The sequence below is a fragment of the Bacillus sp. MYb56 genome (genome assembly GCF_002976445.1).
Taxonomy (GTDB): domain Bacteria; phylum Bacillota; class Bacilli; order Bacillales; family Bacillaceae_G; genus Bacillus_A; species Bacillus_A mycoides.
On record NZ_PCOH01000029.1, the window covers coordinates 50175 to 58907 of the forward strand.

Here is an 8733-nt window from a genome sequence, read left to right on the forward strand (position 1 = left end):
ACATTTCATGCACAACTTTGTGGGGGCATTTTTAACCTTACAAAATTGTAATGTTCCTGTAAGGAGAATGAATGGATGGCATGATATCCCAATGTTATAGTAACAAAGTACTTTAGTACATTAGGTTAAATTCTGATGTCTTTACTTATGTGCCTTACATAACTGTCATGTTTGTGTAAGAAACATCGATAGTGGTAAGAGTAGAGAGTGTATATAGTTGAAAATAGAGAATAGAAGAAATGAGGGATGTCGAGATGAAAACAGTGTTAGAAGCAAAAAATATTGAAAAAGTATATGACACAGGTGGGAATAAATTTGCAGCTTTAAAAGGTATTAACTTACAAGTAAAAGAAGGGGAGTTCGTTGGAATTATGGGGCCTTCTGGTTCTGGGAAGACGACTCTTTTAAATGTCCTTTCTACAATTGATAATGCGACGGACGGTGAAATTTTAATTGATGGAAAAGATATCGTGAAGATGAACGATGATAAGCTAGCGTTATTCCGCCGCGATCATTTAGGTTTCATTTTCCAAGATTATAACTTATTAGATACGTTAACGGTGAAAGAGAATATTGCGTTACCTCTTGCGTTATCAAAGGTGAAAGCGAGTGAGATTGATCGCCGCGTTCTTGAAATCTCAAAGAAATTCGGTATTGATCATATTTTAAGTCAGTTCCCATATCAAGTATCCGGTGGACAGAAGCAGCGCTGTGCAGCATCGCGTGCGATCGTTACAAGTCCTAGTATGATATTTGGGGACGAGCCGACTGGAGCACTTGATTCTAAATCAGCGACAGATTTATTAGAAAGTATGAAGTCGTTAAATGAATATGATAATTCTACAATTTTAATGGTAACGCATGATGCGTTTGCGGCTAGTTATTGTAAACGAGTTATTTTCATTAAAGATGGTGAGTTATATAAAGAATTACACCGTGGTGAATTAACACGTAAACAGTTCTTCCAAAAAGTCGTTGACGTAATGTCTTCCATTTCTGGAGGTATGGCTGATGACCTTATCTAGCATTGCCCTCCGCAACATACAGCGGAACTTTAAAGACTACTTTGTATATTTTGCATCTATGATATTTAGTATCGTAATTTACTTTACATTTAAAGCACTGCAATATAATTCACAAATGGAAAAAGCAGCGGAAGCATCAAAAAAGATTAGCGGTGCATTCCAAGTTTCCAGTGTAATGCTAATCATTTTCGTAGCAGTGTTTATTATATATTCGAACGGTTTCTTTACAAGAAAACGTAAAAAAGAAGTTGGGCTATATTCGTTACTTGGTATCCGAAAAAGACAGATCGGTAAAATGCTCTTTTATGAAAATATGTTAATGGGATTAATGTCTTTAATTATCGGGATTGCGATCGGTAGCGTCCTTTCGAAACTATTCCTTGAACTACTAGTAAGTATGATGGGATTAAACTTAAATGTTCATTTTGAAGTACCGATGGCTGCGATTATTGATACAGCAATTATTTTCTTTGTGATTATTTTATATACATCACTTCAAGGGTATCGTTTAATTTATCGCTTTAAGTTAATTGAACTTTTCCGCGCAGAGCGTGAAGGAGAAGCAATGCCAAAAGGATCCGTAATTATGGCGTTAATTTCAGTTTTCTTAATCGGCTCAGGTTATTTCTTAGCGTTAATGTTTATGAAGGCAGTTATGTATGCAAACTTTATGGCAGTCGCACTTTATATATTACTTGCGACAGTATTAGGTACGTATTTACTATTTATGTTCTTTACAGTATTCGTATTGAAACGTGCAAGAAATAATAAATCATCGTTTTATAACGGTATGAATATGATAACGACGTCACAGTTACTATATCGTATTAAAGGAAATGCAAAGTCACTTGCGACAATTTCTATTTTAAGTGCAGTAACATTAACGGCGGTTGGTACGTCAGTTACGATGTATTACAACACATTTACACAATCAAAAGCAGTTGCACCATACAGCTACTCTTATGAGAAGAAAGATGCAGAACTAGATAAGAAAGTAAATGCGATTTTTGCTGAAGAGAAAGAGAATCACCCTGTAAAAGATCAATTTGAAGTTGAGATGGTTCCTGTAAAAGGAAAGTTTGAAGGAGCTAAAGTCGATTTCATCTTTAATATGAACTACAGTATCTCAGAGAAATATCAATTTATATCTCAATCTGAATTCAACAAACTTGCGAAAAAAATCGATGCGGAAACAGTGAATATAGCTACTGGCGAAGCATTTATATATGATAGTTCTTATATTGAAGGGTATGAGTTTAGCCCTGAATATAAAGGAAATAAAGCGGTATTCCAAATTGGAAATGAAACGAAGACATTGACGATCCAAGGTGCAAATAATAATGCAATTACGAACTTAGGTGAATTAGTTGTTGTCGTTTCAGATGAAATGTATGAACAGGCGAAGCAAGCATTTGGAACACGTGTTGTAAAAAATATTGATGTAAAAGATGAAAGAAACAGTAAAGTATTAACAGAAAAATTAACAAAAGTGATGCCAGCTAGTGAATCAGAAATGGCACCACCATTTAGAGACTTCTATACTGGTTTCCATATGGGACTTGAAGCAACTGGACTAATGATGTTCATCGGAATGTTCTTAGGACTTGTATTCTTACTAGCAACAGGTTCTATTATTTACTTCAAACAGCTAACAGAAGCAAGTGCAGATCGTGAGCGTTACGTTGTCCTTCATAAAGTCGGTGTAACGAAACAAGAAATGAAAAAAGCTATTGCAAAACAAGTGAGCTTTATCTTTGCAATTCCACTAGTAATCGGAATTCTACACAGTTTGTTTGCATTAAAAGGTTTAGGGAACATACTACCATTTGAAATTATGATTCCGCTTCTAATTAGTATCGGAGTATACAGCGTTATTTATATCGGATATTACTTCTTAACAGTTCGCTCTTATTATAAGATTGTGAGCGCGAAGTAATGAAAGAGTTGTTTTATCTTAGTAAAAAAGCATCCGACTAACATGTTAGTCGAATGCTTTTTTGTCTATACGTGAGCTTTATTTTCGTCCGAACTATCAAACATGTCCATTACTTTAAAAATACCTTCCAATAGCAAGGTATATAGAATAGCGAAAATTAATACGGCATGAGGTGATAATTCAACTGATGTGAAGTTAAGGTCTGCCAACCAAAAGTAACCTACATAAAAACTTAGAAATGTGCTAACAGCCGAAAGTGTAAATCCTAAAAATCCTAATTCCTTTAATTTTTCCTCAGATAATTTACATAAACGTAAAACAATAGAGAAGAGAATTCCTACTATGAAAAATCCCATACATAATGCGAACAATGATATTATGCTTGGATACTTAACTTCATCGGGCATCCACTTTTTCATTCCCACTATTAAAAATGTAGGGACAAGAATAGGTAATAAAAGTGGTAGCACTATTTGTATAGCTGCAAATAATGCATTTGATTTATTATCGTTTTGATTATTCATAAAGCCTCCAAAAATGATTTCTATACTAATTTCAAATATCTTAGAGGATTCTAACATAAAAATAGTAACTTCGCTATACAAAATCGGAGTAGGATCATGATCATTCATGGTAAATAAACAAGATGCCTTATTCGTATATGTTCGAGTCGTTTATCCTTGTAATTCAATTTTCATATCTGCTTATAGTAAATAAGGAGATTTCCTTCATCTTCATAAAATCTTAAGAAATCTCCTCAATTTTTGTTAAGAAACGATAGTTATACTTAAACACAAGTTGAAAACTATTGAACGAATGGAGAGAAGTTACATGCAGCTCATAACATTCTTAAATGAATTTATTAAACATCCGAAACATACTGGTGCGATTGCGCCAAGTTCAAAGATATTAGCAAAGAAAATGGTAGATGTAATTGATTTTAATAGAGCGAAATGCATTGTAGAGCTAGGGCCTGGTACAGGAGCCTTTACGAAAGAAATTATAAAGAGAAAGAAGAAGGAGACAATATTTCTTCTTATTGAAATTAATGAAGTATTTTTCAAAGAGTTAAAGAGAAAATTTAAAGATGAGCAGAACGTGATTGTTATACACGGCTCAGCGGAAAATATAAAGAAGTATATGGAACAATTGAATATAGAATGTATTGATTACGTCTTATCGGGATTGCCTTTCACTTCTTTACCAGAAGAGGTTTCAAAGCGCATTTTAAACAGTGTAATGGAAACGATACATGAGAATGGAGAATTTATTACATTCCAATATTCACTTGTGAAAAAAGGATTTATACAGCATTTCTTCCCTGAAATTACACTAGAAAAAGTGTGGTTCAATTTCCCACCAGCTTACGTCTTTAGCTGTAAAAAAGAGCTAAGGGGAGCATATGCATAATGGAGCTACATGAATTAATGTCATACATTGAGCAGTATGGTTATTGGGCACTATTTTTTTGTTTATGGCTTGGTATTATCGGTATGCCGATTCCAGATGAAATGATTGTAATGAGTGGTGGTTTCGTATCATCATTAGGCATATTAAATGTAATTCCCGCTTTTGTCTTAACATATTTAGGCGTTGTATCAGGGCTTTTTTTAGGTTATATAATAGGAAAAGTATTTGGTACGAAAGTACTTGATAAGCTAATGAAAAAGAAAAAAGCAAAATATCTTTTAAAATCGCAACAGATGGTTGAAAAATACGGTCATTATGCGTTAGTTACAAGTTATTTCATACCTGTTGTAAGACATATTGTGCCGTATTTAGTTGGAATGAATAACATGTCATTTAAGACGTATGCTTTATATTCCTATACGACAGGGTTCGTTTGGACACTTGTTTATTTTGTGCTCGGTTCTTTATTTGGACAACATATTGAAAGTATTGTAGCAGTTGCGATAAAGTATGGCGCGTATTTTGGCGGGATTGTTTTTGTTATTGCGAGTGGTGCTTATTTGTATAAGCAAAGAAGAAATACAGTGATGAGTAAGTAGAATAGAGGTTTATACTTAGGGAGAGTTATTTTGTAGAATAACTCTCCCCTTTAATGTAATAGCTTCTTATTGCTTACATTAGGCATTGTCTGAAATACAATTATATAAATTGTTAATATGATTGTATTGATCAGATTGGCTAATATAGTCATAAAATCACTTGATGGAGTGATAAGAACAAAGATTGAAAGTGCGGCAGAAGCAAGTGGAATGAACTTTTGTAGCGTAGTTAACTTTCCATCTTTATGAAGCTTCGAAGATTGAAAGAAGCAAAGTAAGAAAATAAAGGATGTAAATAATAATCCTAAATATCCCCATCCATCTTCAATATACCAAGGTAAAAAGCTCATTCTCGATGTGAAAATAAACAAATTAAATACTAAGGTGCTAATGATTAACGTATTTAAAATCGTGATATTTGTCTGTTTTTTCATTTGAATTATACTCCGAAATTTATTTTATTGAGACGAGTTTGCCATTTCCGTAAATCTTTGTTCAATTTCATCCAATTCGAATGAATGACATATTCTGCGGTCTTCTGTATCTAAAATTCTATAATGTTGTGATAAAATATTTTGTTGGATTTGGTAACCGTTTAATTCTTTTATTTGTCGCCACCATACTTTTCCTCCTAAAGTCTTCGGGAAGTTCGTATTGTAGTGTGTAAAAGCGATCGTTTTTATAATTTCATTCACATCATCCCCGAATGTCATTTGGACTGTATCGCTCTGTTCGAAGAGTGTTACGACACAAACTGCGCCTGCCCATGTTAGCGTGCGTCTACCCTTTTCAATTTCTACTAATGTTTTCTTTGATAAACCAATAATTTCTGACATTTTATCTTGTGATAAATCGCTCTCAACACGAATGAGTTTTAATTTTGAATTGACTAATCCAATAAATTCTTGCTTGTCCATCATACATCTTCCTCTCTTGTATGGTGTAAAATTACACTATAGGTGTAAAAATGTCAATAATGGTGTAAAGGGTCACTTTTTATTTTTTTGATCTTGCTAATTAATAGTTCCCTTTTAGTTTAAGAAAATGTTAAGAAACCGTACAAGTTTTTATTAAGAAATACACTCTATATTTAGAAACGTCCTATAGAAAAACATAATGAAAGGTGGAATATAGATGAAAAGATTTATCCTTGCATCGTTACTTGTCATCATGGCAGGAGCGGTATATTTATTAAATGGGAGCGCTAAGCTAGATCAAATGAATCCCTTTCTTGATATAGAGGATCATTATGCAATAATTGATACAGATGGCAAAGAGTTAGGTGGAGATAAAGGTCGTGAATATAAAGTGAAAGCTTATGATGAAAATGGTAAGGAAAAAGAAGTTACAATCGATGGAGTAGATGAATTACAAAAAGGTTCGTACTGGCATGTGCTTACTAGAGGCGAGTTCTTGCGTGATAAAGTGCAAGTAACGATAGATAAAATTCCTGATGGGGCGAAGGCTAAGTTAGGACTGTAAGTATAAAACTGATTCTTAATGAAGGAATCGGTTTTGTTATTTTATGGTAAAGTGTAGTGGGAGGGGGCAAGAATGATGCTACTCATTGTTAGTCTTATTTTAATTGGATTTATGTGTAGTATGAGAATAGTATCCTTACATAGGATAGAGCGACAAAAGATAGAAGAACGATATGTATATTGTCCAAAATGTGATGCGAAAATTAGGAGAGGCAATTCTGCTCCTTTTTGTTCGAAATGCAATGTAACATTTTAACTATAAAAAATCACATTGCGATTTCAGAAAAATGAAAGAGAAAATGATGTTCTCTTTCGCTTTTTTAGTTAAAATAGGGTGTACATAGCAAGGTTTAAATGGAGTGTTATATTTGGAAATTCTTATCATAGTAGGGTGCCTATTAATAGGCATCATTTTTATTGGTCTAAGTATTTATAGGTTTGTAAAATAAATAAAAGAAAAAGATTCAAAAAAAGATAAATGGACAGTAGTATCACAAAACATTCTAGGGCTATTTTGTGATGCGCTGCAGGGAGGTGCACCGTTCTACTTTTTAATTGGTGCGCTCTTTTTTGTAGTGGGGCTTTTATTTCTCTATATGGGAATGGGATGGGTTGAAATTGATTAGTTGGCGCTAGAGAATCAATTATATATTCGTAGAATTAAGAAGGAGAGAGTAAATGCCGATTATAAGAGATATCCGATTAAGTTTTCTAAAGAGAAAAGAGAATATAAGCAGTCTAGAGATATTACAATCAACATCCTCGAGTAACTATGAGGAAGAGATATCTTTTTTAAAAGAAACGAGCTGTATTACTTCTTTATACGAGCGACATATGTCAAAGTTAAGAACAGACTATTAAAAAGTTATCTTGATTTACTGTGTGGATGATATTTCATTATTAAATCAGTGGGAGAAGAAATATCGAATTTTTCCTGAATATATGAATGTGTTTGTAGAGTGTGGGAGTGTAAAGGATTTTCCATATTTATCAGATAGAGAGAAAAAAGAATTAGCACTTCAAATCGTTCATACTGAAATGAAGAGTTTAGCTGTGGAATGTGATTGGGATATAGAGATGTTAGAAAAGGCATACAATAAGGTACTGGATTTGGATTATAAAAATGAACTTGTATATATAAAGAAGAGTAGTCCGAATAAAAAATATGTATGTAGTATAATTTGGCAGCATGAAGTGGCTTATGCTGATATGTACTTAGAAATAAGGGAGTATAGAACGAGACGATTAATCAAAAAGGAAAAGCTTATGAGAGAAGAAGATATGTATAAAATGTCTAATTATGTTAGTGACGTGGCTTGGAAGTTAAACCATAAAGTGATGTTGATGAACGACAAAGGAAAAACTATGTGGATGTTAACCTTTTTAGAGAAAAACAATCCAGATAATTTAGTTTGGAAGATGGAAAGAATTGAGGAAAGTTGATAAAAAAGAGCTTGAAACCATTCAAGCTCTTTTTTATTACTATTTATGTCCTAAAATACGCTCAACCTCATGCACACTTAATTTACTTGCCTTAGTAATCGTTTCAAGTGGTATACCAAGATCATACATATTTTTAATCATTTGAATTTTCCCCTGCTGAACCCCTTCTTTTCGACCCTTTTCAATGCCTTGTTCAATCCCTTTTTTTATTCCTTGTTCCATTCCTCTTTTTATTCCTTCTGTCTCTGCGTGGGCGAATTTTGCTGCTTCATCCATTAAAACTTTCTCCCTTGCGTCATAGGCTTGTCGGAAAGAAGAATCTTGACTCATACGTTCCCATTTATTTATCGCTTTTTGTAAAATAGGATCTTGGTTCATAGCAATATCCTCCAATGTTTTAGTTAAGTGCTCATCCTCATTTGCTGAAAGTAATAAAAGCCAACGAACAAATGGATCTTTCCACGGATTTACTTTTTCTTCATGCCATTGTTCTGTTAACTTTGGGATTTCTACAATGTGAATTTCTATGTCGTCACTTAGGAGTTTCTGTTGTTGTGTATTCCATAATATACTCGTTGAATGGAAGGCGTTTTGTTCTGAAAACATTATGAAGTTTAATAAATTTATGGTGATGGTTTTATGCAGTGAGCTATATGGCATGCCCTTTTGTAATTGGGATGTGTATAATTTTCCCCAATAATATAAACTACGTTTTATCATATCGTGATTATTATTGAGGTCGGGTAAGTCGGAGTCCTCACGGACTCTTTCTCCCCTAAGAACTGGACTTGTCCGTTTCCAAACATCCGGCTCAAGCCTTCTTTTTATTCCAAACAGCT

At 33.6% G+C, this 8733-nt stretch carries 10 protein-coding genes and 1 pseudogene; 7 read left to right on the plus strand and 4 right to left on the minus strand.

What is annotated here, in order from left to right; translation table 11 throughout:
- The first annotated feature begins 254 nt into the window (after positions 1 to 254).
- Both CQ058_RS25115 and CQ058_RS25120 read left to right on the plus strand, forming a co-directional pair.
- Positions 255 to 1025 (plus strand): ABC transporter ATP-binding protein, encoded by a 771-nt coding sequence (locus CQ058_RS25115; RefSeq protein WP_002145182.1) that lies wholly within the window; start codon positions 255 to 257, stop codon positions 1023 to 1025.
- A complete protein-coding gene (locus CQ058_RS25120; RefSeq protein WP_000176129.1) occupies positions 1012 to 2961 on the plus strand; it encodes an ABC transporter permease in 1950 nt (649 codons plus the stop codon). Before CQ058_RS25115 ends, CQ058_RS25120 begins: the two co-directional genes overlap by 14 nt.
- A 65-nt stretch (positions 2962 to 3026) precedes the next feature.
- On the opposite strand, the gene CQ058_RS25125 is transcribed toward CQ058_RS25120, so the two are convergent.
- The gene (locus CQ058_RS25125) at positions 3027 to 3485 is read right to left on the minus strand and encodes an epimerase (RefSeq protein WP_258169546.1); all 459 of its coding nucleotides are present in this window, start codon (positions 3483 to 3485) and stop codon (positions 3027 to 3029) included.
- Between the two features lie 307 nt (positions 3486 to 3792).
- Here CQ058_RS25125 and CQ058_RS25130 point away from each other — a divergent pair, with 307 nt between their 5' ends.
- Complete coding sequence (locus CQ058_RS25130) at positions 3793 to 4371, plus strand: class I SAM-dependent methyltransferase (protein ID WP_002129619.1); 579 nt, start codon at positions 3793 to 3795, stop codon at positions 4369 to 4371.
- The gene (locus tag CQ058_RS25135) at positions 4371 to 4970 is read left to right on the plus strand and encodes a DedA family protein (RefSeq protein WP_105590034.1); all 600 of its coding nucleotides are present in this window, start codon (positions 4371 to 4373) and stop codon (positions 4968 to 4970) included. The genes CQ058_RS25130 and CQ058_RS25135 overlap by 1 nt, the downstream gene beginning before the upstream one ends.
- A gap of 50 nt (positions 4971 to 5020) precedes the next feature.
- Here CQ058_RS25135 and CQ058_RS25140 read toward each other — a convergent pair whose 3' ends face one another.
- Together CQ058_RS25140 and CQ058_RS25145 are read right to left on the minus strand one after the other, a co-directional pair.
- On the minus strand, positions 5021 to 5404 hold the full coding sequence (locus CQ058_RS25140; protein ID WP_002129618.1) for a hypothetical protein: 384 nt from the start codon (positions 5402 to 5404) through the stop codon (positions 5021 to 5023).
- 24 nt (positions 5405 to 5428) lie between these two features.
- Positions 5429 to 5887: a helix-turn-helix transcriptional regulator gene (locus tag CQ058_RS25145; protein ID WP_002191017.1), complete on the minus strand. Its 459-nt coding sequence runs from the start codon at positions 5885 to 5887 to the stop codon at positions 5429 to 5431.
- A gap of 217 nt (positions 5888 to 6104) precedes the next feature.
- On the opposite strand from CQ058_RS25145, the gene CQ058_RS25150 reads away from it, so the two are divergent.
- From CQ058_RS25150 to CQ058_RS25165, 3 genes and pseudogenes are all read left to right on the plus strand, one after another.
- Positions 6105 to 6452 (plus strand): YxeA family protein, encoded by a 348-nt coding sequence (locus CQ058_RS25150; protein ID WP_002129615.1) that lies wholly within the window; start codon positions 6105 to 6107, stop codon positions 6450 to 6452.
- A gap of 75 nt (positions 6453 to 6527) precedes the next feature.
- On the plus strand, positions 6528 to 6707 hold the full coding sequence (locus tag CQ058_RS25155) for a hypothetical protein (protein WP_033709536.1): 180 nt from the start codon (positions 6528 to 6530) through the stop codon (positions 6705 to 6707).
- Positions 6708 to 7129: 422 nt separating this feature from the next.
- Positions 7130 to 7894, plus strand: a pseudogene (locus CQ058_RS25165) (hypothetical protein).
- A 39-nt stretch (positions 7895 to 7933) separates the two neighbouring features.
- On the opposite strand, the gene CQ058_RS25170 reads toward CQ058_RS25165, so the two are convergent.
- Positions 7934 to 8733 (minus strand): Rpn family recombination-promoting nuclease/putative transposase (locus CQ058_RS25170; protein ID WP_308729291.1); only part of this gene is annotated, 800 nt, incomplete at its 5' end.